This window comes from Algoriphagus sp. 10J20-15 (genome assembly GCF_055809615.1).
In genome coordinates this window covers 22,254-47,695 of the sequence record NZ_JBVVUG010000007.1, presented here as the reverse complement: position 1 = coordinate 47,695, position 25,442 = coordinate 22,254, and the positions used below count along the sequence as shown (strand labels likewise).

The 25,442-nt window shown below is 40.5% G+C and carries 28 protein-coding genes and 3 pseudogenes; 12 read left to right on the top strand and 19 right to left on the bottom strand.

Going from position 1 to position 25,442, the window contains the following annotated elements; translation table 11 throughout:
* The first annotated feature begins 45 nt into the window (after nucleotides 1-45).
* From AC0L6R_RS04240 to AC0L6R_RS04220, 5 genes and pseudogenes are all read left to right on the top strand, one after another.
* Entirely contained in the window at nucleotides 46-1,143 is a 1,098-nt protein-coding gene (locus tag AC0L6R_RS04240) for a VanZ family protein (RefSeq protein ID WP_473270073.1), read from the top strand.
* Nucleotides 1,144-1,269: 126 nt separating this feature from the next.
* A pseudogene (locus tag AC0L6R_RS04235) lies at nucleotides 1,270-2,833 on the top strand (M81 family metallopeptidase).
* 55 nt (nucleotides 2,834-2,888) lie between these two features.
* A complete protein-coding gene (locus AC0L6R_RS04230) occupies nucleotides 2,889-3,182 on the top strand; it encodes a type II toxin-antitoxin system HigB family toxin (protein WP_339868770.1) in 294 nt (97 codons plus the stop codon).
* 1 nt (nucleotide 3,183) lies between these two features.
* Nucleotides 3,184-3,540, top strand: a complete 357-nt coding sequence (locus AC0L6R_RS04225) for a helix-turn-helix domain-containing protein (protein WP_283414501.1) — start codon at nucleotides 3,184-3,186, stop codon at nucleotides 3,538-3,540.
* 11 nt (nucleotides 3,541-3,551) lie between these two features.
* Nucleotides 3,552-3,935: an iron chaperone gene (locus AC0L6R_RS04220; protein ID WP_473270072.1), complete on the top strand. Its 384-nt coding sequence runs from the start codon at nucleotides 3,552-3,554 to the stop codon at nucleotides 3,933-3,935.
* A gap of 183 nt (nucleotides 3,936-4,118) precedes the next feature.
* Here AC0L6R_RS04220 and AC0L6R_RS04215 read toward each other — a convergent pair whose 3' ends face one another.
* Nucleotides 4,119-5,387 carry an aminotransferase class V-fold PLP-dependent enzyme gene (locus AC0L6R_RS04215; RefSeq protein ID WP_473270071.1) on the bottom strand — a complete coding sequence of 423 codons (1,269 nt, stop codon included), beginning with the start codon at nucleotides 5,385-5,387 and terminating at the stop codon, nucleotides 4,119-4,121.
* Between the two features lie 309 nt (nucleotides 5,388-5,696).
* Nucleotides 5,697-6,086, bottom strand: coding sequence for a DUF302 domain-containing protein (locus tag AC0L6R_RS04210; RefSeq protein ID WP_473270070.1), 390 nt, complete (start codon nucleotides 6,084-6,086; stop codon nucleotides 5,697-5,699).
* Between the two features lie 182 nt (nucleotides 6,087-6,268).
* On the opposite strand from AC0L6R_RS04210, the gene AC0L6R_RS04205 reads away from it, so the two are divergent.
* Both AC0L6R_RS04205 and AC0L6R_RS04200 read left to right on the top strand, forming a co-directional pair.
* Entirely contained in the window at nucleotides 6,269-8,974 is a 2,706-nt protein-coding gene (locus tag AC0L6R_RS04205) for an alginate lyase family protein (RefSeq protein WP_473270069.1), read from the top strand.
* A 185-nt stretch (nucleotides 8,975-9,159) separates the two neighbouring features.
* Nucleotides 9,160-9,612: a transposase gene (locus AC0L6R_RS04200; RefSeq protein WP_473270068.1), complete on the top strand. Its 453-nt coding sequence runs from the start codon at nucleotides 9,160-9,162 to the stop codon at nucleotides 9,610-9,612.
* Between the two features lie 415 nt (nucleotides 9,613-10,027).
* On the opposite strand, the gene AC0L6R_RS04195 is transcribed toward AC0L6R_RS04200, so the two are convergent.
* The 7 genes from AC0L6R_RS04195 to AC0L6R_RS04165 form a co-directional block, all read right to left on the bottom strand.
* On the bottom strand, nucleotides 10,028-11,500 hold the full coding sequence (locus AC0L6R_RS04195; RefSeq protein ID WP_473270067.1) for an ATP-binding cassette domain-containing protein: 1,473 nt from the start codon (nucleotides 11,498-11,500) through the stop codon (nucleotides 10,028-10,030).
* Nucleotides 11,501-11,743: 243 nt separating this feature from the next.
* Nucleotides 11,744-13,222, bottom strand: a complete 1,479-nt coding sequence (locus AC0L6R_RS04190; RefSeq protein WP_473270066.1) for a sulfatase family protein — start codon at nucleotides 13,220-13,222, stop codon at nucleotides 11,744-11,746.
* 92 nt (nucleotides 13,223-13,314) lie between these two features.
* Complete coding sequence (dtd, locus tag AC0L6R_RS04185; RefSeq protein ID WP_473270065.1) at nucleotides 13,315-13,767, bottom strand: D-aminoacyl-tRNA deacylase; 453 nt, start codon at nucleotides 13,765-13,767, stop codon at nucleotides 13,315-13,317.
* Entirely contained in the window at nucleotides 13,764-14,483 is a 720-nt protein-coding gene (locus AC0L6R_RS04180) for an NAD-dependent epimerase/dehydratase family protein (protein ID WP_473270064.1), read from the bottom strand. The genes dtd and AC0L6R_RS04180 overlap by 4 nt, the downstream gene beginning before the upstream one ends.
* Nucleotides 14,484-14,486: 3 nt before the next feature.
* Nucleotides 14,487-15,107, bottom strand: a complete 621-nt coding sequence (locus AC0L6R_RS04175) for a thioredoxin family protein (protein WP_473270063.1) — start codon at nucleotides 15,105-15,107, stop codon at nucleotides 14,487-14,489.
* A gap of 31 nt (nucleotides 15,108-15,138) precedes the next feature.
* A complete protein-coding gene (locus tag AC0L6R_RS04170) occupies nucleotides 15,139-15,552 on the bottom strand; it encodes a YkvA family protein (RefSeq protein ID WP_283414511.1) in 414 nt (137 codons plus the stop codon).
* A 2-nt stretch (nucleotides 15,553-15,554) separates the two neighbouring features.
* Entirely contained in the window at nucleotides 15,555-16,076 is a 522-nt protein-coding gene (locus AC0L6R_RS04165) for a DUF7935 family protein (protein WP_283414512.1), read from the bottom strand.
* Nucleotides 16,077-16,186: 110 nt separating this feature from the next.
* On the opposite strand from AC0L6R_RS04165, the gene AC0L6R_RS04160 reads away from it, so the two are divergent.
* Nucleotides 16,187-16,501, top strand: a complete 315-nt coding sequence (locus AC0L6R_RS04160; protein ID WP_283414513.1) for a HesB/IscA family protein — start codon at nucleotides 16,187-16,189, stop codon at nucleotides 16,499-16,501.
* Between the two features lie 155 nt (nucleotides 16,502-16,656).
* Nucleotides 16,657-17,151: a DUF6265 family protein gene (locus AC0L6R_RS04155; RefSeq protein ID WP_473270062.1), complete on the top strand. Its 495-nt coding sequence runs from the start codon at nucleotides 16,657-16,659 to the stop codon at nucleotides 17,149-17,151.
* A gap of 829 nt (nucleotides 17,152-17,980) precedes the next feature.
* On the opposite strand, the gene AC0L6R_RS04150 is transcribed toward AC0L6R_RS04155, so the two are convergent.
* From AC0L6R_RS04150 to AC0L6R_RS04115, 8 genes are all read right to left on the bottom strand, one after another.
* Entirely contained in the window at nucleotides 17,981-18,436 is a 456-nt protein-coding gene (locus AC0L6R_RS04150; RefSeq protein ID WP_473270061.1) for a DUF4268 domain-containing protein, read from the bottom strand.
* 2 nt (nucleotides 18,437-18,438) lie between these two features.
* Nucleotides 18,439-18,837, bottom strand: a complete 399-nt coding sequence (locus AC0L6R_RS04145) for a ChaN family lipoprotein (protein WP_473270060.1) — start codon at nucleotides 18,835-18,837, stop codon at nucleotides 18,439-18,441.
* Nucleotides 18,838-18,860: 23 nt separating this feature from the next.
* Entirely contained in the window at nucleotides 18,861-19,292 is a 432-nt protein-coding gene (locus tag AC0L6R_RS04140; RefSeq protein ID WP_473270059.1) for a ChaN family lipoprotein, read from the bottom strand.
* Nucleotides 19,293-19,418: 126 nt separating this feature from the next.
* Nucleotides 19,419-19,643, bottom strand: coding sequence for a dihydroneopterin aldolase (locus tag AC0L6R_RS04135; protein WP_473270058.1), 225 nt, complete (start codon nucleotides 19,641-19,643; stop codon nucleotides 19,419-19,421).
* A gap of 36 nt (nucleotides 19,644-19,679) precedes the next feature.
* The gene (locus tag AC0L6R_RS04130) at nucleotides 19,680-20,345 is read right to left on the bottom strand and encodes a hypothetical protein (protein ID WP_473270057.1); all 666 of its coding nucleotides are present in this window, start codon (nucleotides 20,343-20,345) and stop codon (nucleotides 19,680-19,682) included.
* A gap of 38 nt (nucleotides 20,346-20,383) precedes the next feature.
* Entirely contained in the window at nucleotides 20,384-20,635 is a 252-nt protein-coding gene (locus AC0L6R_RS04125; RefSeq protein ID WP_473270056.1) for a DivIVA domain-containing protein, read from the bottom strand.
* A 95-nt stretch (nucleotides 20,636-20,730) separates the two neighbouring features.
* On the bottom strand, nucleotides 20,731-21,234 hold the full coding sequence (locus AC0L6R_RS04120) for a WD40 repeat domain-containing protein (protein ID WP_473270055.1): 504 nt from the start codon (nucleotides 21,232-21,234) through the stop codon (nucleotides 20,731-20,733).
* Complete coding sequence (locus tag AC0L6R_RS04115) at nucleotides 21,227-21,532, bottom strand: hypothetical protein (RefSeq protein ID WP_473270054.1); 306 nt, start codon at nucleotides 21,530-21,532, stop codon at nucleotides 21,227-21,229. The genes AC0L6R_RS04120 and AC0L6R_RS04115 overlap by 8 nt, the downstream gene beginning before the upstream one ends.
* A 214-nt stretch (nucleotides 21,533-21,746) precedes the next feature.
* Between AC0L6R_RS04115 and AC0L6R_RS04110 the strand changes: the two genes are divergently transcribed.
* The 3 genes from AC0L6R_RS04110 to AC0L6R_RS04100 all read left to right on the top strand — a co-directional run bounded on the left by AC0L6R_RS04110 (nucleotide 21,747) and on the right by AC0L6R_RS04100 (nucleotide 22,895).
* The gene (locus AC0L6R_RS04110) at nucleotides 21,747-21,905 is read left to right on the top strand and encodes a hypothetical protein (RefSeq protein WP_473270053.1); all 159 of its coding nucleotides are present in this window, start codon (nucleotides 21,747-21,749) and stop codon (nucleotides 21,903-21,905) included.
* Between the two features lie 22 nt (nucleotides 21,906-21,927).
* On the top strand, nucleotides 21,928-22,209 hold the full coding sequence (locus AC0L6R_RS04105; RefSeq protein WP_473270052.1) for a hypothetical protein: 282 nt from the start codon (nucleotides 21,928-21,930) through the stop codon (nucleotides 22,207-22,209).
* A 134-nt stretch (nucleotides 22,210-22,343) separates the two neighbouring features.
* Entirely contained in the window at nucleotides 22,344-22,895 is a 552-nt protein-coding gene (locus AC0L6R_RS04100) for a redoxin domain-containing protein (RefSeq protein ID WP_473270114.1), read from the top strand.
* Here AC0L6R_RS04100 and AC0L6R_RS04095 read toward each other — a convergent pair.
* Nucleotides 22,889-23,733, bottom strand: a pseudogene (locus tag AC0L6R_RS04095) (transglutaminase-like domain-containing protein). The gene AC0L6R_RS04100 and the pseudogene AC0L6R_RS04095 overlap by 7 nt on opposite strands.
* Before the next feature lie 57 nt (nucleotides 23,734-23,790).
* Nucleotides 23,791-25,385, bottom strand: a pseudogene (locus AC0L6R_RS04090) (acyl-CoA carboxylase subunit beta).
* Nucleotides 25,386-25,442 lie beyond the last annotated feature (57 nt).

Genomic DNA, 25,442 nt, shown 5'->3' with positions numbered 1-25,442 from the left:
GTACTGAAAAGCAATAATACCTCCAGTGAAGCTAAAACCGATTGCATGAATCAATATTTTGAGGCTATTCGAACATCTATCCTCTATTTCCCACTAGCAGCAGTTTTGAGTTTTGTGCCATATGCTTATTTTCAATACAAGAAAATAGGCTATGTCCAATTCAACAGAAGCCTGGTGTTTTATGTGTTCGCATTTTACTCCATGACAGCATTTTTTTTGACTTTGCTGCCCTTACCGGAAATAACTCCTGATTTCTGTGAAGTAAGATCAGGGAGATTTATCCCCAGCTATTTCCCATTCAGATTTGTAAAAGATACATTCAGAGAGGTTCAGGGAAACATTTCCCTTTTCAGTATAGTGAAAAGTACCACCTTTAAGGTAACCGCCTTCAATGTATTACTGCTGATGCCGCTTGGGTTCTTTCTCAGGTATTTATACCAATTCAAAAATGCCGGAATTGTAGCTTTGATAGGGTTTCTGACATCCCTATTTTTTGAAGTCACCCAGCTAACTGCCATTTACGGATTATATCCGTGCAGATTCCGCCATTTTGAGGTGGATGATCTGATCACCAATACCTTTGGCTGCTTCATTGGATTTGTGATCGCTCGGTATTCAAACGTACTACCTAATGTTTCCAGCAAACCCCTGGTAAATCATTCAGATGTCACCTTGACCCAGCGTTTTTTGGCGATTTTTGTTGACTCTTTATTGGTGATTTTATTTACTGCATATGTCATTGAAGGTCTTACTGATAATGTTTGGCTGCTATCCATCTTAAAAGTTGGATTGATTTTTATTTACTTTATACTCATTAGTAAAATCACAAATGGGCAAACTTTAGGAAAAAGACTACTAGGAATTCGAATCGTCAGAATGGATGGTCTTCCGTTGACTTACAAGGACCTAATAGCTCGTTATGGAATCTTTTTGATACTTCCATTTCTAGTCGGCGAAGTATCCAAATTCCTTATCGACACCCGATTTGATGATAGGCTATATCTTTTCCTTTACCTACTTTTCTTAGCAATCTGGTTTGTAGGTACAGTTATGATCACTTTCATCCGTAAAGATCATCGAGGCTGGCTAGATCGGTTTGCCCATACCACGCAGGTTCTAGCAAACCGAAACCCTAGTACTTAAAGCCTATTTTTAAATTTCTTTACTTATATATGCCCCGTTCCTAAAAAAAATCATAAATGTTTTCAGGGGTTAGTTTAAATTGACCTTCGAGAAATTATAATTTTCATCCGAAATCATAAACCACCTATGAGAAATTTCCTCTCTTTCCTTTTTATACTCCTGATCAGTTTATCCTGCGCTACCAAGGAGGAATCAAAACCACTTCCTCGAATTGCCATTGCTGGTTTGGCGATAGAATCCAGTACTTTTTCTCCTGCAACGAGTGATGTGGCAGCTTTTCGAACTAGAGAAGGTGCGGATATCTTCTCCTATTACCCTTTTCTAGATTCAGCTTCAGAGGACAGAGGAAGAGCTGAATGGTTTCCTACCTTACGCGGCCATGCCATTCCAGGAGGAATTGTAACTAGAGAAGCTTACGAAGAGCTCGTGGGCAAAACCTTGGATATGCTTAAAGAAAATCTCCCCTACGATGGGCTTTTCTTCGATATTCACGGAGCGATGAGCGTGGTTGGTTTGGATGATCCGGAAGGTGATTTCATCATTCGCGTGCGTGATGTGGTTGGACCAGAAACCTTGATTTCCACTTCCATGGATTTACACGGGAATGTATCTTGGAGATTGGCGGAAAACACAGATTTGATTACTTGCTACAGAATGGCTCCACATGAGGATGCTTTAGAATCAAAGCAAAGAGCAGTTGAGAACATGCTTGATCGTTTGGAAAGTGGCAAAGGAAAAGCCAGGCTTCAAAGCTTGGATTCCTGTCCCAATTTTGCTTCCTGGCGAAAAAACAAGCACCAGAATTGATCCAGGGAAAAGTCTTTATGCAAAAGTAGATCCTATGACAAAAAAAGATGGCGTGATCGATGCGGCAATTTGGATAGGTTATGCTTGGGCAGATGAGCCTAGAAATCATGCGGTGGTAATGGTGACAGGTGATGATGAAAATGCAGTGACAGAGTCAGCAGAAGAATTGGCACAAAGCTTTTGGGATGTACGAAATGAATTTGAATTTGTAGCACCAGTTGCACCATTGAAGGAAAGCTTGGATATGGCGATCGCCTCTGACAAAAAGCCTTTCATGATTTCTGACATGGGCGACAACCCAACTGCAGGTGGTGCGGGGGATGTAACTTGGACTTTAACAGAAATCCTAAAGCGCCCAGAGTTCAAATCTGAAAATGGCCCTACATTGATTTATGCTTCTATCCCAGGCCCTGAGTTGGTGGAGAAAGCCATTGCTGCTGGCGTGGGAGGAAAAGTAGAAGGGACAGCTGGTGCCGCAATCGATGATCGATTTGCACCACCAGTTATGCTCAACGGTACTGTGGAAGCAATCAAAGAAGGAGACGGAGCTGCAGAAGTAGAAGTAGTGGTTAAAGTTGGTTCCGTTCATGTGATCGTCACTAAAAAGCGCAAGCCCTATCATAATGAAAGGGATTTCACAGATCTTGGTTTAAAGCCAAGGGAAGCAGATATAGTAGTAGTAAAGATCGGATATCTGGTACCTGAGCTCTACGATATGAGAGCAGACTGGATTATGGCCTTGACACCGGGCGGAGTTGATCAGGATTTGGAGCGACTTGGCTATAAGCGAATCAATCGTCCGATGTTCCCTCTTGATAAGGATATGGCAGACCCGGATTTGAAAGCTAAATTAGTACCTGCAGCGGATGAGCTAAAAAAATAAATTCCCATATTGGGAACTTTTCCTTTATTTCTTTACTTTTGCAAGAGGACTGATAATGAGAATAATCGCCAGAAAAACGCTTAGAGAATACTGGGAAATTCACAATGATTGTGAACAGCAACTAAATGCTTGGTATCATGAAATTGCTAAATCTTCTTATTCCTCTATTAATGATTTAAAGGTAGATTATCCTAGTGCTAGCATTTTAAAAGAAGGTAGAATTGTTTTTAATATCAAAGGAAACAAATACCGTTTAATTGTGAAATTCAGTTTTGAACATCAACGTTGCTGGATTCGATTTATAGGGACTCATGCAGAATACGATAAAATAAACGCAAACGAAATTTAAAATGGATATCTCACCTATCAGAAATGAAGAAGATTATCAAAATGCTTTGGATAGACTTGAGCTAATTTTTGATTCTAAAAAAGGAACTCCTGAAGGGGATGAATCAGAAATTCTGACTATTCTAATAGAAAATTATGAAGAAACTCATTACCCCATAGATTTACCAGACCCCATTGAAGCAATCAAATTCAGAATGGAGCAAATGGGTTTGAAACAAAAAGATTTAGCGGAGGTAGTTGGACTCAAAAGCCGCGTAAGTGAAATTCTTAATAAGAAAAGAAAATTGACTTTAGAAATGATTAGAAATTTAAGTTCTAAACTAAATATCCCTACTGAAATTCTAGTTAAAGAATACTGATTTGAATTCTCATGATGAACGCAAAGCCATCCTCCGTAGAAGAATATCTTAGCTGGTGCTCTCCTGAAGTGAGAGAAAAGTTGGAGCAAATGCGCACGACAATTCTGAAGGCTCTGCCAAAAGCTAAAGAAGTGATCAGTTACAATATGCCAGCCTTCAAAACCACAGAAGTGCTGGTTTACTTTGCCGCGGCGAAAAAACACATTGGTTTTTATCCAACTAACAGCGGTGTGAGCGAATTCAAGAAAGAACTGGAAGGTTTTGTAACTTCCAAAGGAGCAATACAGATTCCCTATGACAAGCCCTTGCCTTTGAAGTTAATCGCTGACATTGCAAAGTTCAGAGCAACTGAAGCTGAAAAGAGAGCAGAATTGAAGAAGAAGAAAAAAATCTAGTGATTAGAATTTCAGAATCGGAAGATAATCTGTATTTCGGTCTTTCAGACCTTACATATTTAGATGAACATCTTTTACCCAGCCCTATAGATCTCGGCTATGGTATTTAGGCTTTTAGCTCTATTATCTCAGAAGATGCTCTTTGTGAAACCTTTGCGGACTTTGTGGTTAATACCTGAATACTTAACTCAATACTTTCTTAGTAGCTTCAAGAAAACTGTCAATTTCAGCCTTACTATTATAAATATGAGTTGAAATCCGGATTGAATCCAACTTACTTTCAGGAACTTGACGAATTCTAAAACCTTCCTTACTTATTAAACCAGCGGCCTCTTGGTAGTTCATTTTCTTAGGTTTGAAAGTAACCATACTGATTCGGGATTCGGGTTCCGCAGGACTTAATATATCTAGCATAGATCCCATCTCTGATAGCCCATCAAACAAGAATTGATTTAGCTCCTTAATTCTTGCTTCTACTTTCTCTTTCCCTATTTCTTCGTGAAATTCAGCAGCTGCCACAGCTCCTCGCATCATCGGCAAACTCTGACTTCCATAGTCAAAACGATGGGCTGTTGGCACATACCCCTTAAACTCCGGTGGATTCTGGTACAAATTCCAACCTAAATCAGAATATGCACCTACTTGGTAGGCCTGAACTTGGTCCAAAACACCTTCTCTAACATATAGAAATCCAGTTCCATTTGGACCCAAAACCCACTTATGGTAACTGCTTGCATACATATCACAGCCCAAATCATGAAGATCAAGATCGAAAGTACCTGCTCCATGTGCACCATCTATAGCTGTAAATATTCCTTTGCTTCTAGCGAAAGCTGAAATTTCTTTGATGGGAAAAACTAACCCAGTTGTGCAGGTGATGTGAGGAATTGCAATCACCTTGGTTTTAGAAGTCACCAAGCTTTTAATCAATTCCAAATTCTCAGCTTGAGTAGCTTTGGGTTCAAAAGGTTTTAACACTATCCCATGCAATTTTGCCCGGTTCAACCATGGCAACGCATTTCCCACATGCTCATGCAACGTGATGATCACTTCATCTCCAGCCTTCAGCGGCAGACCCCAACACATAATATTAATCCCCTCAGTTGTATTATGTGTAAGAGAAATCTCAGAGGTTTTGATTCCCACAAAAGCAGCCAATTTCTCACGTTCTGGCTCTATATGACCATATTCACCAGATGTATTAGTGGCAACAAAGGAATTTTGTAAAGCATCCAAAACCACTTGAGGTGAAGGTCCAAAAGTTCCATTATTCAAATAAACTCTACTGTCCCTCAGCGGGAATTTCTTTCTGAGCTCAGCCCAGAATTCTTCTCCCACCAGAGAAGGGGTAATAGATTGCGGAGAGGTTTCCTCTGGAGATTTGAATGAAACCAAGCCTGGAATAGCTATTCCTGCACTGAGTTTCTGGATAAATGATCTTCTACTATTCATAAGGTCGGTGGCTATCTTTATGAGTTAGGAAATGATCTCCAATAATTCAAAGAAAATGGTATTAGCCTGCCAATAATTAGGTTGATCGGGTGCTATACTTAACCTGCTCTTCGAGATTTGTAATCTAGAAGCTGTGTCGGAAGATTTGCAATCATTAATTAAAAATACCAGCAATTATCGATTGCTTTTTTCGGCTTGAAAAACCAATGATAAAGGATGAGGATTGCAAATTCTGAACAGAAGAGAATTCAAAAACCTTGGCATGTGAGACACAGGCCAAGGCGGCAAAACACAATTATAACTACGACTTTACGCTAACGCTTCGATCACTTTTTTCAACTTATCGCGCACCTCTACAGCGACTGGTTCAAGTCCCTCATTCTTTACTCCCATCATAGAGACTACTGGATCCACTGCCGAAACATCGATTTGACCTTCCTCTTTCTCTTGGACAATAACATTACATGGAAGCATCAAACCGATCTTATCTTCAGCTTGTAAGGCTTTATAGGCATTCGGTGGATTGCAGGCTCCTAAAATTTGATAATTATAAAAATCCACATCCAACTTTTTCTTGAGTGTAGCCTTCATATCAATTGTTGTCAGCACTCCAAACCCTTCTTTCTTCAATTCTTCTGTGACTTTTTCTATCACTTGATTGAAGTCTCCTTTTATTCTTGTTGTTATATAATAGCTCATAACACTAATAACGCAAACTCTTCCGAGAAGGATAGTGACTTGAGTCACTTAACCACATTCTCACTCATAAGCTTAACAATCCGCAATACCCTTTCAGGAACCTGTGCTACCACTTCGGTTAAATCCCTTTCAAAACATCTCAATAAATTGCATCTTAGGTATCCTTTATCTATTTACCCAAAATGATCCGATCCCTTCTTATTCTTCTTTTTGTATTCACCTCCTTTTTCACAAACCTGCAAAAGAACGAGCCTTCCGAAACTGACTATCTCGCAAAAGAACGAGCAAGGGTTATTCAATTGGCGGACAAATATGCTAGCGAAAAACCAATTACTGTCACGGCAGAAAGTAGCCCAAGATCTGCAGGCGGGATACATGATTTCTATTCCGAAGGAGATTATTGGTGGCCAGACCCAGATAATCCAGATGGATCATATATTCAGCGTGATGGCCTGACCAATCCTGACAATTTCACAGCACATCGTGAAGCGATGATTCGCTTCAGCCAGATTTCAGGAGCACTGGCTTCAGCCTATTTGGTAACCAAAGATGAAAAGTATGTAAAAGCTTTGGCTCCGCATCTGAGAGCTTGGTTTATAGATGAAGCCACCAAGATGAACCCAAGCTTGCTCTATGCTCAAGCGATAAAGGGAAAAGTAACAGGGCGAGGAATTGGAATCATCGACACCATTCAACTCATGGAAGTGGCCAAAGCAATCGAATCAGTGGAAGATTCACAAGTGATTTCTGATTCGGAAATAAAGCAGATGAAAGATTGGTTTTCGGAATATTTGAATTGGATAACTACTCATCCATATGGGATAGATGAGCGTGATCATGGAAATAATCACAGTGTATGTTGGGCAATGCAGGCTGCTGTTTTTGCAAAACTGGTAGGCAATCAAGAAGTCCTCGATTACTGTAAGGAAATGTATAAAACGGTGCTGCTTCCTGATCAAATGGCCGACGATGGGAGTTTTCCACTGGAACTCAAACGTACAAAACCTTATGGTTATTCTCTTTTCACTTTAGATGCCATGGCAACGCTTTGCCAAGTGTATGCGGACGATTCCGAAAACCTATTTAGCTACCAAACAGCAGACGGGAAATCTTTGGAAAAAGGGATTTCATTCCTTTACCCTTTTGTAGAAAACAAGGATTCCTGGCCCTACCAAACGGATGTGATGTATTGGGACAAATGGCCTGTTCGACATACTTTTCTGCTTTTCGGAGGACTTGCTTATGGTCAGGAAAAACACCTTGAGCTATGGAATTCACTTGATGCTGATTTTGACACTCCAGAAGTCATTCGAAATATGCCGGTTCGATTCCCAATGCTTTGGCTTTCTGATCAAGAAAAAGAAACCATTGGGGAGTTAGACGCAAAATTAATCTCAGATGCAGCCGCAAAAATAATAGCTTCTGGGGTAGTGAATTACAGTGACTTTGGGGCCAAAGGAGATGGAAAAACCGATGACATGCAGGCAATCTTTTCTGCGCATGAATTCGCCAATGAACATGATTTAAAGGTAATAGCGGAAGATGGAGCAAGCTATTACATTGGAGGAAAGGCCCTTACGGCAATCATCCAAACTGACACAGACTTTGGTAAAGCTACCTTCCTCATTGACGATAGAAATGTAGAAAATAGAACTTCACCTGTTTTCTTGGTCAGCTCAAGCCTAGAATCTTATAAACTTGATGGCATCACTTCACTTAAGAGAAATCAGGAGAAAATTGACATCACTTTGCCAGGTTCTGCGTTGATTACTGTCACCAATTCCAACAAGATGCGGTATATCCGATTTGGGCTAAATCAAAACAATGGCGCGTCCCAAACTGATATTTTTCTGGTAGACAAAAATGGAAATGTGGATCAGGATGCTCCTATTATTTGGGATTTTGAGCAAATCACTGAGATCACAGCTCTTCCCATTGATGAGAAAACCCTGACTATTTCCGGAGGATTTTTTACCACAATTGCTAATCAGGAGGAATCAAAATACAACTACTACAGCCGAAATATATCCATACAGCGCTCCAATGTTATTGTGGATTCATTGGAGCATCGCGTCATTGAAGAAGGAGATCAAGGAGCTCCATACAGTGGATTTCTAAATATATCCAACTGTACAAACGTAACCGTTAAAAACACCACCTTGACAGGTCATAAAACCTACTCGACCATAGGAAATGCGGGGAAACCTGTAACTATGGGAACCTATGACATCATTGTGAACCGAGCTCTGAATGTATCCTTTGTCAACTGTACTCAGACAAATGACATAGATGACAATGTTTATTGGGGAATCATGGGCTCAAATTACTCTAAGAATCTACTTTTCGATAAATGCGTCTTTTCCCGTTTCGATGCTCACATGGGCGTTGCCAATGCCACAATCCGCAACTCTACGCTAGGGCACATGGGTATTAATGCGATCGGAACCGGGACATTCACTGTAGAAAACTCCACTATTAGAGGAAGAAGTCTAATCAATCTTCGCTCCGACTATGGTAGCACTTGGGAAGGAAAATTAATTATCCGTAACAGCACTTTTGTACCCATGGGAGGCAAATCCACTAGTCCAGTCTTAATTAGCGGATATAACTCTGGCCAACATGATTTCGGCTACACCTGTTATATGCCGGAGCAAATCATTATCGAAAACCTAAAAATCGACGACTCCAATCATCCTGATGATTACCAAGGCCCAGCGATTTTTGGAAACTTCAACTCCGAAAGAATAGATGAAAATTACGAGGAGAAGTTCCCATATGTGATAACCAAAGAAGTCACTCTGAAGAATGTGACTACTTCGAGTGGAAAAGAATTGAGAGTGAGTGAGAATGAGGTGATGTTTAAGGGAGTGAGGGTGGAAAAGAACTAGGATTCCAAAATCACACAAACATCATAACAAAAACTAAAACTAAATCAATTGAAAATCAGCATTTAAGGCCGAGAATATTATATTCATTAGCCCTGATAGGGCATAATAACACAGCAACGGTCGCCAGGCCGTTGTTAGGAATCAGTTGATTTCATTTTTAAAGCCCTGAAGGGGCGCAATATTCTATGGGACAATCACTCGTGAAAAATTATGTACACATTTTTTTTAACACCAAAAACAGACAGCCATTTATCAAACAAGTGTATGAAGAAGAGTTATTCAAATACCTCGGAGGAGTGTGCAAAGCCTTAGACTGTGCTCCGATTCAAGTAGGAGGATATTTAGACCATGTGCATATTCTGTGCCTCTTGAATAAAAATTTAACCATTGTGAAATTGCTAGAGGAATTAAAAACAGATTCTTCCAAATGGATGAAAAAGCGAGCAGTTGAATTGAGTGATTTTTATTGGCAGGATGGGTACGGGGCATTTTCGGTTAATCCTAGTGAGATTGGTATTGTGACTGACTATATCCAAAATCAGCGTAAACATCATGAACGTAAATCATTCCAAGATGAGTACAGAGCTTTTTTGAAAAAATATAATGTGGAATATGACGAGAGGTATGTTTGGGGATGACACTGTTCTTTTGATAGCGCCCTTTCAGGGCTTGGAACTAAATGACAATAAATATCAATTTCGATGGGCTACACCCATCGCTGAGGTATTGAGCCCTTTCAGGGCTAAAACATCAGAAGCTATTTTCAACTACAGTACAAGTCAAATAGTTCTTCCCCCCACAAATAGCTACTTTGTCAGAACTGCATTTTTTAAAACGAAGTATGAATAAAATATATCCCGCCTTATAAGGCAGATATTCCAGCATAAAATAATTTAACATCACCACTAGTCCACCCTTTCTTGTTAAAAGCATTATCTCTATACTGAATAATAAAAACAATAATTGATATAAGAATAAAACATAAGCCAATAAAAAATCTAAATGAATCCATTTCCTATAAATTTTTCTTCTAAAATTATCTCTTTATAGAACCTATCCCAACTCCATCACCTTCCCCACCGCCTCTGGCACATCCTCTGCATAGTGGCTCACATACACCAAGGTCATCTCAGATCGCTCACAAATTTGCTGCACAGTATCCTTAAATAGCCTACGCTGAAACTCATCCATTCCTTGCGACGCCTCATCGAGGATTAGCAATTGGGGTTGCTTGATCAACGCTCTGGCCAGTAATGTCCAACGCTGGTTTTCCAAAGAAAGTCGGTTAATTACGATACTTGAAAATGCCTCCAAATGAAAAAGCTTTATCCAAGATTCAGCCAATGCTTCCTGCTCGGCTGTTACTTTTTTATATAAGCCCATTGTATCAAAAAGCCCCGAAAGGATGACTTTTCGGCAAGTTTGATTGGCAGGAAAGAATCGGCTAAGCTCAGGGGCTACAAAACCAGTAGGCCGCTTCACATCCCAAATACTCTCTCCAGTTCCTCGTTTCCGCCCAAAGAGCCATAGATTTTGAGAATAGGCTTGAGGGTTCTCTCCAACCAACAAACTGATCAAGGTAGATTTCCCAGAACCATTGGAGCCTTTCAATAACCAACGCTCTCCTGACCTCACCTCCCAGTTGAGGTTTGTCAAAATCTGCTTTTCTCCGTATTTGATATGGAGGTTTTCCAGACGAATTACTTCTGTATTTTCCTTAGGTCTTTTTGGTAGCAAGGAATCTAATAATCCCCAATCGTAAGAGAGATCTTGCTCGTGTTTGGCGGTCAAATGAAAGTCAGCTACTTCCCACACATTCTCTATCCCTTTTCCACTTAACTTGGCTACATGAGTAATGCCTTCAGGGATTTCATTAGCCGAAGTGGTCAACAAGACTTGAACTCCTTTGGAAATTATAACTTTCAAAATCTCCCCAAACTCCGCTCTGCTTTTGACATCCAAACCAGTCATGGGCTGATCCATCAGGTAGATTTTCGGCTGACGCATAAGCCCCAAGCCTAGCGCCAATCGTCGGGTTTCCCCATTGGAAAGCAAGAGCAAAGACTTATCCAGCAACTTCTCCAAATGCAATAATTCAGATACATTTTCCAAGGTCCATGGCCCTTCAACTTTTGCTTTCACTTCCAATAAATATTCCCGAACAGTGGCCGTTTCTTCAGCTTCTGAGGAATTGAATCGCTGTTGAAAATAGAAGTTTTGCTGATTGGATTTATTGCGAATTTCGTAGCGCTGAGAGACATAGGCTATCAAGTCTCGGAAAGAATTGATCTCGCCAGAAAGGGTTTTCTTCTCGGTATATTCCTGTGCAAAAGGTCGATTGATCTGGCCTTTTGGAATCACAGCATTCCCACGGATAGTCTCTATAAAGGCTGTAAGTTCAGCGCCAGAGCTACCTATTACCGCCCATTGCTGTCCAACTTCCCAATTAAAATCCAGTGATTCAAAAACTTGTTTTCCCTTGGTGAGAACTTGGGCGGAATGGATACTAAGTAATGAAGTAGACAAAATAAAATGATTTGAAAATTGAAGATTGGCATTTTCTCCGAAACAGTCAAAATCCGACATCAATAAAAATAGGTATCGGTACTATTATAAATGCTCAACTTAAAAGTAAGGCTTCCCGCAGATTCACGCTGAAAAGGAACGCTGATTTACGCTGAACTCCAAGAATTAGCTTACCTTCGAAAGCTCAAAAATCTCCGTATATCTGCGAGATTTATCTGCGTATATCTGCGGGAAGCATCATTCTTATCGATTAAGCTCCAAATAATTGGGCTTGCGAACGCTATCCTTCGCATCGTAGAGATAATTATACTGCATCATATACTCATCCGCTGGAAGAAAAGAATCATTTGTAGCTTTCAATTTTTCCATCAAAACACCTTCCAACTGATGTTGAAGTTCTGATAATGCGGGATCATTAACTAAGTTGCTTTGTTGATAAGGGTCTTTTTGGTTGTCATAAAGCAACCAAGGACCCTTTAAATCTTTGACGTAAGTATATCTTTTGGTCCGGATTCCACGAAACTCTCTACCACCATTTAGAAATTTCCACTCGTGAAAAGGAACAGGTAGCATTATCAAGGCAGCTTCATTTCCCAAATCTTCCCCAGCAAGCAATTCACTGGAAAAATCACTTCCCTCTATACTCTTTGGGGGAGTAATATCACTCAATCCGAGTAGCGTCGGCAATAAGTCTGGTGTTCCTATTGGGTCATTTACTTTCCTGCTCTTCTCTCCAAATTTTGCTGGGTAACGAATCAACATAGGGACTTTGATTGCCTCGTCATACGGTCGCTGCTTTTTCAGCACTCCTTTAGACATCAACATATCACCATGCTCCGAAGTGAAAACAAGGATGGTATTGTCTGCAATACCCGCTTTATCCAACTCTTCAAGCAAATTCCCGATCGCAAAATCTATTGCAGAAGCATGTGCGTAATAACCTGCCATCACCCTTCTAGCCGAATCTTGTAAAGCGAGAGGAACATTTGGACGAACCTCCAAGGTGCTCGCATCATACAAATCCTGGAATTCTTTGGGAGCAGAAAAATAAGGGTCATGCGGCGGTCCATAGGACAACATCAACACAAAAGGATTTTCTTTATTCCTATGTATATAGCTAATCGCACTATCCGTCTGTGGGAAAACATCGTAACCTTCCCAAGTATGCTTCACATCATTTTCATCGAAATAGAAGCTATTGTTATAGTTGTGAGTCACCTCTCTGACTTTCCAATAATCAAAACCTTGTCTCCTATCTTTTGGCACCGGTAAATCCCTTGAGCTAAAATGTTGCTCTCCTCTCGCATGGCCATTTAAATGCCATTTGCCAATGTACCCTGTAGCATATCCCTGATCTTTATAGATCTCTGCCATAGTCAGGGCTTCATTTGGTAATGGTTTGTCATTGTAAAACACACCATGAGTGAGTGGATATTGTCCGGTTAAAAAGCTCGCTCTCCACGGCGCACAGACTGCCATGGTAGTGATTGCATTTTCAAATATTAAACTCTCAGTAGCAAGCTTGTCCAGGTTTGGGGTTTTGATTTGGGTATTTCCCATATAACCAACTTCCTGAGCTCTCCACTGATCGGCAAGAATGATGATTACGTTTGGCTTTGCTTGGATTTCGCTGGATTCCTGATTTGGCTTGCTACAGCCGTAAAGCAAATGAGTAATTAGTAGAGAAAAAGCAAAAAATCTAATGAGAGATTGGGTTTTCATGCGACAGGATTAGAAAAGATAAAACCTAAATTAATCTTCACTAAAATAGATAAACCAGTCCTCATCCTATCCTGTCCTAACCTGTCTTTACATTAGACTTTGTTTTTACTATCCATTATAATGGTAACAGGACCATCATTGACCAAGGAAACTTTCATATCTGCCCCGAATTCACCGGTACCGATTGATTTCCCAAGTTCCGATTCCAACGAGACAATCATTTTCTCATACATAGGAATCGCAATATCAGGTTTGGCCGCTTTGATATAGGAAGGTCTATTTCCCTTTTTCGTACTTGCATGAAGTGTAAACTGGGAAATCAGTAAAATCTCTCCGTTGATATCAAATAGGCTCTTATTCATCACTTCATTTTCATCTGGAAAAATCCTGAGATTTGTGATTTTCTTCGTTAGCCAAGTAATATCCTCTTCCGAATCAGCCTCTTCTATTCCCAGTAAAATCATCAATCCTGTTCCTATTTCGGATTTTACTCTCCCATCAATTTTAACGGAAGCCTCAGATACTCTTTGAATAACTACTATCATTTGCTTAGGTCTTGCATTTCTCCGGAGGAGATCACTTCTATAGAATTTGATTTTTGCGTCAGCGCAGTTTTCACTAAAGCCTTGGCCACTTGAAAATCATAGATCGGACGAATATTCTTAAATAGCTTTAACCAAATCAAAGGCTTCATCACTACCTGAGCGACTTGCTCTCCCAGTCGAAATTCATTTCTATTCCCCATTAATAAGGAGGGTCTGAATAAACCTATATAGCTAAATCCGATTGCCTTAAGATCTTCTTCGGTTTTACCTTTTGTTTGACTATAAAAAATCGAGGATTTCGCATCGGCACCGGAGGAGGAAACATATAGAAACTTTGATGTACCCAAGGTCTTTGCCCACTTGGCAAATTCAATTACCAAATCATGATCAATAGCAAAAAACTTTTCCTTTGATCCTGCTTGCTTTATGGTAGTGCCTAATGCGGAAAATGCGTGTATTTCTGCCGATTTCTTATTCAGCGCATCGATCAGAGGAAAATATTCTCCGCTTAGACTCTGTTCGGCAATTTTAGCTTCCCAGTCCCAGCTATCAATTTTCGCCATATCACCTTCAATCTGTACAAGCTTTTGTTGCTTAATAGCGAGTTTCCTTCGGCCAACGCTTAATACATAATTATATTCTTCACTTTTGAAAAGTTGGTGAAGAATAGCCTTGCCTACCAGGCCGGAAGATCCAGAAATCAGTGCGATTCGCATATTTTATAATGTTGCAGCAATCAGGGGGATCAATTCCTCTGTTATTGCTTTATTTTTATCTCGTGCATACCAAAGGTGAGTACCGTCCGCAAACTCCTTGGAAGTAATGTTTTGTGGATCCAATTTATATGCCTTTAGACGGTTTTGAAGAAATTCCGGTCTAGGTCCCCAGACGAAAAGCTCCTTACTCAAATCACCAGACAAGCTAATCAAAATCGGAATTGATCGTGCTCCCTCGGTAAGATAAGCATCCATCAGGCCCGGATTCTCATCCCGCAAAACAAATTTCAAGTTGATTAGTGGATTCAATTCAGTCAGCTTGGCTATAAATGGTAAACTTTGAGCTGCATCTCCGCACCAAGCTTCAGTAATCACCAGCCAAACTTGGGGAGAAGAAATTGACTTTACCACTTTCTCCAGCTCGGGTGAAATCTTTGCCGTTTTATCCCAGCGATTCATTCGCTGCACATTCATCTTAGTATAATCCAGATAACTCTCTGAATGATTGATTCCAGTAGTCTTATTTTCAGCCAAAAGCCGATCAATCATTTCTCTATATTCTGCGTATGTCTGAGCCGATTCAATTAGCTTAGAAGAAATTAATACTGTTTGTTGGTCTAGCATTTCCTGTGATTTTGGAGACTAACAGACCTAGCTAGTCTTGAGTTCTCTCCCAATCCAAAAAATCTTCAATTTCATCTTTTACTTTGGCATAAATAGCCAAGACAACGCTTAGATCATCTGCAAAGCCAAAAAAACCCAAAAAGTCAGGAATGATATCAATGGGTGAAATAAAGTAAACTAAAGCTAAAAGTACCAAGCCAAGAGTACTATTGGTCAATTTATGCGCTCCATTAAAATGTGCCTTGATCATGCGGATAAAGACAGATAAAGGCTCAATAAGTTTTTTTACTCTTGGATTATCCCCAACACTTGAAAGCTTATGTCCAACTCCAGCAATTAACTCCGTCACTTTTTCTTTTTGCTTTATGAGTGCATCTACCTTTTTACCAAAAAGTGCTTTGGCATTATCGATAGTTGCGGAAGTCTTTGCTTTTAAGCTGCTCATTTTCAAAAGTAAATTTGAATTTCTGATTTCACTTGTTTCAACGCATATCCGATCGGATCGTTCTTTCTGTCTAAAGCTTGCGCAAAAATCGCCTTAGCCATATCCAGCCCAGTGGCTTCCTCATTAAGTACTTGTCGACTTTGATTGATGATTGTAGTCACTTCTTCTACAGCTCTTTTTACTGCTTCCCAAGTTTCCTCAGAAAAATACACTTGCTGGGAAAAATTATGATTGAATTCCTCACGAACTTCAGCAAGCAAAAGAGAGTGTAATTCACCTGAAGTCAGACCTCCTGGGTTAGATCTTCTCACCAAATTATTTGGAGTAATTCGCTCAAGAAAAAGGCAAATCCGTTCAGCCGCCTGCAAACGAATAGGAAGAATGGTTTGGGAGTTTTGGGTTTTCAACTCCACCAGTGTCTTTTCCCTTTCCTTTGAAAGAAAAGAAACGACCACTAGATACATTCCATAAAGGACTATGCCTGCTGGCAAAAGAATTTTCAATAAATCGACTGCGTATTCCATTTTTGGGGATTAAACTCGAATTTGCACAAATTATCCCCGTCAAAAAACATAAGGGGAATGTAAATTTGTATTGACGCGAACCAATTCCCTGCCAAAATCATTTTCACCACATGATAATTCCAATAAAGATCACCGAAAAGGCCGAGGTAGAGATCAAAAATATCATGGCCAATAAGAACATCCCTGCTGACTATCACCTACGAGTGGGCGTGAAGGGTGGCGGATGTGGTGGTATGTCCTACGCTTTGGGTTTTGACAAGCCGAAGGAGGAAGATCAGAAATTTGAATTAGCAGGGATTCCAGTTCTGATTGAGAAAAAGCATTATATGTTTCTGATGGGAATGCAGATTGATTTTTTTGAAGGAGACGAGGCTAGAGGATTTACGTTCGTGAATCCCGAGATTCCAAAGAGACATGATGTGTAATTTTCATTTTTAACCGCGAAGGACATGAAGGTTTCGCAGAGAACGCCATTGAAAAAGTTGTTCTGCTTCTCCAGAAGCTGGCATAAAATAGCTCTTCATAATCTGAGCATTACCTCAGAATTTTTAATAAATTCATATAGAACAAAACCTTTCCTATGAAAAAGTCAATACTCTCCTGCATTCTACTTTTTATATGTTCAATAGCTTTTTCTCAGGTGAAGCAACTTGAAAAGGATCAAGAGCCTGGTAAAGGAAATGTCTCTGAATTGGATTGGCTAGAAGGCTTCTGGACAGGAACAGGGTTTGGTGGAGAATGCGAGGAAGTTTGGATGCCAGCAGTAGATGGGAATATGATTGGGACTTTTCGCTTTTGGAGTGAAGGCAAACTTGTCTTTTCTGAATTCATGAATATCGTGCAAGAGGGAGAGACTTTTTCATTGAAGCTCAAGCATTTTAATGCAGATCTTTCACCTTGGGAGGAAAAAGACAAATGGACCACATTTCGATTGGTGGAAATTGCTGAGAATACCGTTTATTTTCACGGATTGACCATGAAGCGTGTGGGCGACGAAATCAAACTCTGGCTTGCTATGACCGAAGACGGGGTCAGTACAATTGAGGAATTGAAATACGTAAAGCGGGAGTTTTAATAATTGATGATTTCTATCAATTTTCAATTCATTGGAAATCGATAGAGTATAACATCATTTTGATTCCGTCCTTTCAGGACTTCATTAGTTCATCTTTCCTCTATACTACAACCATCACTGGGGTATTTGCCCCTTTTCGGAGCCAAAAAACCAACTCTTTACCTGAATAAATTACATCTGGCGTTGGAAAATTTGATTCTTAAGAGCTTGTTGGAATCAATAGCAATCGCATCATTAAATTCACTTGCCCTGTAAGGGCAAGATAACAAAGCAACGGTCGCTAGGCCGTTGTAAGGTTTAAGAAACATTCATTTTTAAAGCCCTGAAAGGGCGTAATAAATGATGGGACAGTCACTCGTAAAGAATTATATACATATCATTTTTAGCACGAAGAACTGGGCCATTCATCCATCGCAATTGGCAAGGTGGCTACGACGCATTTTCAGTTAATCCGAGCCAGATTGAAATTGTCAGTATTTATATACAAAACCAACGAGAGCATCATGTAAGCAAAACTTTTCAAAAGGAATACAGAGCATTTTTAAAAAAAATATAACGTAGACTATGACGAGAGGTATGTTTGGGGGTAATGCTATAATTACGCCCTTTCAGGGCTTAGATAATTATCCGTCTATTTATATCGATGGGCTTCACCCATCGCTAGGTATTTAGCCCTTTCAGGGCTTAATTAAAAGCCTAAAATTCTCTTGGAAATCAGCTACAATGTATCTGCACTAAAGATTTTACCAAAAGCACCTCTGAAATGCAATCTCATGAACATATATTTTGATGGTTTGACTTGCCACTGCAATTCTGATATCATCAATATTTAACTCTCAAAACCTGGCTCTACATTACTCCAAAACTCATCCAAGGCGATGATTCTGGGTTTGAGGAATGAAATGATCTCTGGCCAATCTGCTTCATTCATCACATTCACGGCTGGTAAAATTTTTTCTATTCTGGAAACCAACTGTCCAAACTCATTCTCTTGGTGCAAATTCCAACTCCACTCTTCGCCTACCGTGACCTCCAGCATTTTCCTAAACTGAGCAAATTGATCAAAATACAATTCCTGCAATTCCTCGTCAGCATGACCAATCTCTATTCCAATCGACGCAAAATCACGCTCAGCTTTCATCCTGAAATAAATATTCCGAACGCCTGTTTTGTAATTCGGCCAGTTAATTCGCCTTCCTTCCGCATTCGGAATAGGTTTTATGTATTGCCCAAAAGCAATCCAAAACTCCGAACGGATTCTCGATGTTTCAGCTTTGTTGTACAAGATTAATAGGTAGTATGGCTGTCGCTAGGTAAGACAAGGATAATTTCACCGGCTTTTGCATTTTCATCATCCAGTTTATCCAATTGATCTTGTGTTACCATGTGGATATCTAAAATTTTCAGATCTGGGAACTCTCTTTTCAAATACCACAAAATACCCTCTCCGTCTTTGGTATGGTAGGAACCATTGATATGATAGATCTGCTTTCCTTCACGAATAGGCTCAAAAAGTGATTCTGCCATGGTCGCATCTTTCAAAGCCTGAGCTTGAATCATAAAATCGGAATTGCCCGGCGCGCCATGCATCATATCCTTCATGGCAACATCACCTGGCATGCTCATATCTACCTCAACTGGCAGTTTTGCAAAATAATTCTTAGCCTGAGGTGAAAGCGAATCCAAAGCGCCTAAACCAGCTTTACTGACTAGAGAAGGAGAGAAGCATACTTTCTTGGAACATTTGTGGCAATAAACCTTAACCCTTTCTCCTTAGCATAGCGCAAAACAGGGCGGTAATCGCTATTGTAATTCTTCCAAAGATTTGCCTCAGCTTCGAAATTGCTTTCGGTAATTTGACCTGAAAACCACTCGTCCAAGTTCAACTGATCTTCTCGCTCAAAAATCTCTGATCCTACCACCAAATCAGGATTCTGCGCTTGCAATCCTTTCAGCACCTGCAATTGTAACCAGTGCCCAAGACTGTTATTATGAAGTTCTCCAAAGAAAACCGCATCAACATCTTTAGCGTCTTTGAGAACATCCTTCAAATCTATTTTTTTGCCTTTGTTAGTAAAAAACTGATAGGCCTCTCCCTGAGCTTTGAGGGTTCCAAATGAACCAAAAACTAGCAGGAACATTAGAAAATAATTACGCATAATCTTCCGGGTATTGAATTTGCACAGAGGAGAAGCTTACTAATCCTCCGAGAGCAGGATGATGCTTTTTAAGCGTTAATCTAATTGTTGTGGTTTTGGGATAGGCCTCTAAAATATGGTCACAATCATGTGGCCCAGATGTTCGAGCAGTTTCACTTTCACATCCATTCTGGCTTTGATCAATTTGTACAATTTGGAGTAATCCACAGTTGCACTCAGGTCATCATGAAGCATCGCCTGTCTGAAATCTGTTTCCAGTTCGAGATCCAAGGTAAAGCGATTTCCAAGTATGGATTCCTCCGGGATATGCTCCGTGGTAGGCGTGAAACTCAATCCCTTCGAGACTTACTTCCCCATCAGTCAAATTGGTCAAAAAATTGAACCTGATTGGTTCTTTGAATCATCGGTATATTTCGGTTGGGACGCCTGAGGTTTGAGCGGCTCTTCAAATGGCTTCTTCTCCTTAGCCTCCTCTATTTCTTCTATATCTTCTTCGAGAATCTCATCTTCCAGCTGCATCTTGGTATCTTCTAGTTCCAGCTCTTCCTCAGCATCCTCTTCGATTTCCATTTCCAAATCAGGAGTTGAATCATGATCCTCTAGCTCCAGATCCTCTTCTATCACTTCCATCTCAGCTAAAGGACTTTCTTCAATTACTTCTTCGACTATCTCCTCTTTTTCGTATCCAAGATTCTCAAGATTTCCGAAAGTGAATGTTTGTGACCTGCTTAGTTCATCTATCGCTCTGGCATGAGCCTTTGCATCGATTCTCGAGTAATGTGCTTCCGAAAGATCGATTTGATTCAAGGTATCCTGAGCAATTCTCTTCAGACTTTTCACCATAGACTCTCTTTGCTCAGCTAGGCCTTCATAAGATCGGACTAGACCTTGCATGCTTTCTCTGAGCTCTACGATAGTCTCTTTCGCCTTGGTTTCCGCAGCGCCGATGATCGCAGCAGCCTGCTCCTCAGCTTGTTTCGCTGGAGTCAGCCAGCATCTGATCAACGTGCTTGGTCGCATTGTCAGCAGTTTCATTTGCATCAGCGATAATCAAGTCCGCAGCTTCATTCGCTTCAACGATTATTGCGGCTCCGGTATCTTCCGCAGTTTTGAGGGTTACGGAAAAGTGATTCCTCCACATCCTTCAATCGCTTTGCCTCTGCTTCTGTATTTTGAAGCTTAGTTTTCAGCTCCATATTTTCTTTGTGAAGCAGGTCGACTACTTCAGATATTTCGTCCAAAAATGTGGTAACTTCTTTTTTCTCATATCCTCTGAATCCAACTTCAAAGGTTTTTTGCCGAATGGCTGCTGGTGTGATCTTCATGTGTTTATCATTTGTCTTTTTAAAGGCCCCATGGAATCTCGCGTGGCTATAATCCGATATGCTTTGAGACCTTGAATCATGCTCGATTTCATAGGTTAATTCGCTTCAATTTGCCAAATAGAAATAGTACGGTCGTCTGACACAGAAATTACATTGCCTTGATAGCTACTCCAAATCACCTTGTTTATTGAAGTACCATGACCTGCATTTCTTGCTTTGTCTATGACTTTGAGGAGTTTCCGTTCGCTTGCATCCCATACCTTGATAGACTTATCCATGGAGCAGGTGACTAGAAGGTTTCCGTCCTCCTTGAAATATAAATAATTAATGGCATACATATGTGCCACAATGTTTTCTTGTAGAGAATAGCGGTCAGTTTCCCAGAATTTCAACCGAGCATCCCGACCGGCACTGACCAAAATCGACTCATCAGGAGAATACGAAAGTGCAAATACAGAATTGGTGTGGCCTGTTAAATTTGCAATGGGTTTAAAACTGTCTGATAAATCAAGAATTTTTACGGTATGATCACTCAGACCAATTGCCAGTTCGCGTTTATCTTTTGCCAAAGACATCACGCGAATACTCTTCTCACTCAATTTGATGTGCTTTTTGATCGTTTTTTGAATTAATATCAACTACAATAAGCACCCCGTCACCTGTACCAATGTACGCTTCGTCCCCAAAGATTTTGATATCAAAAATTGCCTTATCCGTTAACTTCAATGACCAAATCTCCTTGCTTTCATTCAGGTCAATGACGTGAATCCCTTCGAAATTATGGCCTATAAAAAGCAAATTCCTACTTGGGTCTATTGCAAGTCCATAAACTGAATGTGGCAGTCTAGCGATCAACTTGCCATTTTTAGGCTGATCCAAGTCCCATTCCACTACCATACCATCTCCAGCTCCGGTATAAAAAATCTGGGATCACTCCCTTCTACCAATGCATAGATGCAGTCATTGTGTCCTGTTAGTGTTTGTAATTTATTAACTTCTATTTTTGACATATATTGGACTGAGACTTTGGTTGCCCTGCTGGCTATGCAAACAAAAATAGAAAAAATAGATTCTTCCTCGGCTTTGGCCATCAAGATTATCGAAACTCAAGATGAAAACGACCTGGATTTTCTCAGCTTTCAGGGAGAAACTTGGTTACGCCAACATTTCGCATCCCGAGAAAAAGAGAGAATGGGCCACTGCTAGAATGGCAATCCGAGATGCTTTGGATGTTTTGCATGTTCCATATTCCTGGTTTTTTCAAAGATGAGCAGTCTGGTAAATCTCAAACCATGAATGGACATGGATATATTTCACTTTCACACACCATGGGATACGCTGGCGCTATTTATCACAGGGAAAATCCGGTTGGAATTGACATGGATTTGATACGGGAAAAAATCCTGAGGATTGGATTTCGGTTTCTGGATCAATCAGAATTAAGAGTCGTTCTTGGAAAAGGATCCCTTTTTTACATTACACCATGGCTTGGTCAGCTAAAGAGTCTATCTTTAAATGTCAGGGGAAAAGAGGCGTTTTCTTTTTCGAGAAAATATTCGCTTAGAACCCTTTGACCCAAAGGCAGGAATCATCAGAGGTAAAGTCCGAGGTACGGATTTTACAGATCATCATTACACAGTACAAGTTCGGGTGATCTCAGACGTTGTACTAACATACACTATTTGGTAAATGCAAAAGCTTAAGCTTAATTATCCTTGTTCTTCTTTCTTTAACTTTTTCGCTTTCTGCCCAAAGTCTGGAAGGAATCAATCTCACAGATGCGGTAACTGGCAAAGAGGTTAATGTAGCCACTCAAATTAAGGGGAAAGGTTTAGTCTTGATTTTCCATAGTTTGGGATGCCCTTTTGCAAAAATGTATGAAGCTCGTTTGATTGCTTTGCGAAGCAAATACCAAAATCAGGGTTTTACATTTATGCTCGTTAACCCAGAAGTGAGTCAAAAAGAAGAAGATAAAACAGCCTTGCGAAGCTATATAGATCAGTCCGATATAAACATGTCTTACTTGATTGATGATAGCCAAGCGTTGACCAAATTCTTTAAAGTCACCAAAATCCCTGAAGTAATTTTACTTACCCCAGGAGCTGTGGTCAGTTATAGAGGAGCGATTGATAATAATCCTCAAGCTGAAAGTGCCGTGTCATCAAACTACCTCGACAAAGCAATGGATTCCTTATTGAAAGGTGAGTCGCCGACACCAAGTCAAGTTAGAGCTGTTGGCTGTAATGTGCGGACTTATTGATCGTTCAGCAAGGCTATTAATTCCTTAATCTCTTGAACTTTGTCAGCCTCGCCAAGCTTCTCGAATGAATTTTTCAGGTTTCTGAACATTCGAAGCATAATTTGTAGATGCGCACAAGGTTCGAAGTAATCCTCTTTTGGCTCGATCTTCAATTGCTCCAGATAGTTAAAAATATCCTTTCTACTAAAAATCAATCCTTTGTTGAAGGCATTGATGTAAAAAGTGACATCGGCTGATTTATAGGTGAGTACAAAAAGATTTGGGAGGTTCACACCATAAATCGGTAACCCCAACTTTTTTGCTACCAGTAAATAAATTGAGCATAATGTCAGGGGATTTCCACGTTTTGAATCCAAAACCGAGGAAAGCATACTCTGGCCGGAGAGTGAAAGTTTTTGGTATTCGCAGAGAATCGGAGGGTGTTGAAAAGCACATTGTTAATTGCCCTCACCTGCTCATATGGACTCAAATCATTTTTGAAAGCAGTCCAAACCTCGAAGTAAATCTGATGCATCTCAGCGTTCAGCCTCGCATATTCGAGATCTGGATACTGATAGGTATTGATAATCCACAGCCCAGTCAGCAAGTCCCGATCGTCGGTATCCCGCCAATCTTTCAACCTTTCCTTTAGCAGAGAAAACTGAAGATCATGAACCAATTCTTCTATTTCTTTCTGAATATCCGGATTGAAGCTATTCTCCCATTTTTTCTCCAAAAAGGGAATAATATCATTCCCCAAAGAAATGATTCTATCCCTCACATGCATTCTTACTTCACGATCGGAATCATCCAATAAGGAAACCAAGGCATTTAATTCTCCGGGTGTCAAATCACTCATCGTCAAAAGGCTACGGTTAATGGAAGGAAACTATAAAATAAGATACTAAAAATTGGCTTAAGTTTGAATCACGCCTACATTAAATCTTTCAGTTATCGGAGCATGATTAGCTGCTTCTATACCCATGCTGATTACCTTTCTAGTCTCACGAGGATCGATTACTCCATCCACCCAGAGTCTCGAAGCCGCATAAAATGGGCTCAGTTCCTCATTGTATTTGGAAGTGATTTCATCCAGCAATTCCTTTTCATCTTCAGGCGTGATCTCCAGCCCTTTTTTCTTCAAACCTGCTACTTTGATCTGAAGCAAAGTATTTTGCTCCTGCAGCTCCCGACATCACTGCCATCTGAGCTGTAGGCCAAGAATATATCAAGCGCGGGTCATATGCTTTGCCACACATGGCGTAATTACCGGCTCCGTAAGAATTTCCTAGTATAAAGGTGAATTTCGGCACCACAGAGTTAGCCATGGCATTGACCATTTTGGCTCCGTCCTTAATAATCCCTCCATGCTCAGCTTTGCTGCCAACCATAAAGCCGCTGACATCCTGAAGGAAAACAAGTGGAATTTTACGCTGGTTGCAATTCATGATAAATCGAGCTGCTTTGTCTGCTGAGTCAGAATAAATCACTCCGCCCATCTGCATTTCTCCCTTGGCAGTTTTGACGATCTTCCGCTGATTTGCTACTATTCCCACTGCCCATCCATCAATCCTCGCAGTGCCACAAATCAATGTTTTGCCATAGTCTTCTTTGTATTCATCGAAGTCACCAGCATCCACAAGACCTTTTACGATCTGCAACATGTCATATGGCTTCACACGCTCAGTCGGGAATGAGCCAATGAGTTCATCACCCGTCAAGCCTGACTCCCGTGATTCTACACGGTCAAAACCGGCGGTAGGATTATGACCTATTTTATCAAAAATCTTTCGGATCGCATCCAGACAATCCTGATCAGTATCGTATTTATTATCCGTCACTCCTGATATTTCGCAGTGCGTGGTAGCACCACCTAGTGTTTCATTATCAATCGTCTCTCCGATTGCTGATTTCACCAAATAGGACCTGCCAGGAAGATAGACCCAGTCTTATCCACTATCATTGCCTCGTCGGACATAATCGGCAAGTAAGCACCCCCAGCCACACAGCTTCCCATGATCGCTGCAACTTGTATAATTCCCATCGCAGACATTTTCGCATTGTTTCGGAATTGACGCCCAAAATGCTCTTTGTCTGGGAAAATCTCATTTTGCATGGGGAGGAAAACACCTGCGCTATCGACCAGATAGATAACAGGAATCTGATTTTCCATGGCTATTTCCTGAGCACGAAGATTTTTCTTCGCAGTCATCGGAAACCATGCTCCTGCCTTCACAGTCGCATCATTGGCTACGATCATGCACATTCTCCCACTCACATAGCCAATTCCAGTCACAACGCCACCGGAAGGACAACCTCCCTCCTCTTCATACATGCCGTCAGCTACGAAAGCCCCAACTTCTAAAAAATCAGTGTTCTTATCACGCAAGTAGTCTATTCGCTCACGAGCGGTGAGCTTCCCTTAGCATGTTCTTTTTCTATTCTTTTGGCACCTCCACCTAGTTTAACGTGCTCATATTTTTCTTTTAACTCATGGAGTAGACCCTCCATGGTTGGATTAGAATTTCCAGTAGTTGCTGTCATTAGTCAAATTTGGGTTTAGAAATC

Excerpts from the sequence above, each read along its gene's own strand:
- AC0L6R_RS04200 (WP_473270068.1), top strand. The coding sequence starts at position 9,160 with ATGGGACAATCACTCGTGAAAAATTATGTACACATTTTTTTTAACACC.
- AC0L6R_RS04115 (WP_473270054.1), bottom strand. The coding sequence starts at position 21,532 with ATGGTAGTGGAATGGGACTTGGATCAGCCTAAAAATGGCAAGTTGATC.
- AC0L6R_RS04110 (WP_473270053.1), top strand. The coding sequence starts at position 21,747 with ATGAAAACGACCTGGATTTTCTCAGCTTTCAGGGAGAAACTTGGTTAC.
- AC0L6R_RS04190 (WP_473270066.1), bottom strand. The coding sequence starts at position 13,222 with ATGAAAACCCAATCTCTCATTAGATTTTTTGCTTTTTCTCTACTAATT.
- AC0L6R_RS04205 (WP_473270069.1), top strand. The coding sequence starts at position 6,269 with ATGATCCGATCCCTTCTTATTCTTCTTTTTGTATTCACCTCCTTTTTC.
- AC0L6R_RS04220 (WP_473270072.1), top strand. The coding sequence starts at position 3,552 with ATGATGAACGCAAAGCCATCCTCCGTAGAAGAATATCTTAGCTGGTGC.
- AC0L6R_RS04140 (WP_473270059.1), bottom strand. The coding sequence starts at position 19,292 with ATGTTCCTGCTAGTTTTTGGTTCATTTGGAACCCTCAAAGCTCAGGGA.
- AC0L6R_RS04105 (WP_473270052.1), top strand. The coding sequence starts at position 21,928 with ATGAATGGACATGGATATATTTCACTTTCACACACCATGGGATACGCT.
- AC0L6R_RS04215 (WP_473270071.1), bottom strand. The coding sequence starts at position 5,387 with ATGAATAGTAGAAGATCATTTATCCAGAAACTCAGTGCAGGAATAGCT.
- AC0L6R_RS04125 (WP_473270056.1), bottom strand. The coding sequence starts at position 20,635 with ATGAAGATCACACCAGCAGCCATTCGGCAAAAAACCTTTGAAGTTGGA.
- AC0L6R_RS04175 (WP_473270063.1), bottom strand. The coding sequence starts at position 15,107 with ATGCTAGACCAACAAACAGTATTAATTTCTTCTAAGCTAATTGAATCG.
- AC0L6R_RS04130 (WP_473270057.1), bottom strand. The coding sequence starts at position 20,345 with ATGAAACTGCTGACAATGCGACCAAGCACGTTGATCAGATGCTGGCTG.
- AC0L6R_RS04180 (WP_473270064.1), bottom strand. The coding sequence starts at position 14,483 with ATGCGAATCGCACTGATTTCTGGATCTTCCGGCCTGGTAGGCAAGGCT.
- AC0L6R_RS04155 (WP_473270062.1), top strand. The coding sequence starts at position 16,657 with ATGAAAAAGTCAATACTCTCCTGCATTCTACTTTTTATATGTTCAATA.
- AC0L6R_RS04230 (WP_339868770.1), top strand. The coding sequence starts at position 2,889 with ATGAGAATAATCGCCAGAAAAACGCTTAGAGAATACTGGGAAATTCAC.
- AC0L6R_RS04240 (WP_473270073.1), top strand. The coding sequence starts at position 46 with ATGAATCAATATTTTGAGGCTATTCGAACATCTATCCTCTATTTCCCA.
- dtd (WP_473270065.1), bottom strand. The coding sequence starts at position 13,767 with ATGATAGTAGTTATTCAAAGAGTATCTGAGGCTTCCGTTAAAATTGAT.
- AC0L6R_RS04165 (WP_283414512.1), bottom strand. The coding sequence starts at position 16,076 with ATGGAATACGCAGTCGATTTATTGAAAATTCTTTTGCCAGCAGGCATA.
- AC0L6R_RS04225 (WP_283414501.1), top strand. The coding sequence starts at position 3,184 with ATGGATATCTCACCTATCAGAAATGAAGAAGATTATCAAAATGCTTTG.
- AC0L6R_RS04170 (WP_283414511.1), bottom strand. The coding sequence starts at position 15,552 with ATGAGCAGCTTAAAAGCAAAGACTTCCGCAACTATCGATAATGCCAAA.
- AC0L6R_RS04210 (WP_473270070.1), bottom strand. The coding sequence starts at position 6,086 with ATGAGCTATTATATAACAACAAGAATAAAAGGAGACTTCAATCAAGTG.
- AC0L6R_RS04160 (WP_283414513.1), top strand. The coding sequence starts at position 16,187 with ATGATAATTCCAATAAAGATCACCGAAAAGGCCGAGGTAGAGATCAAA.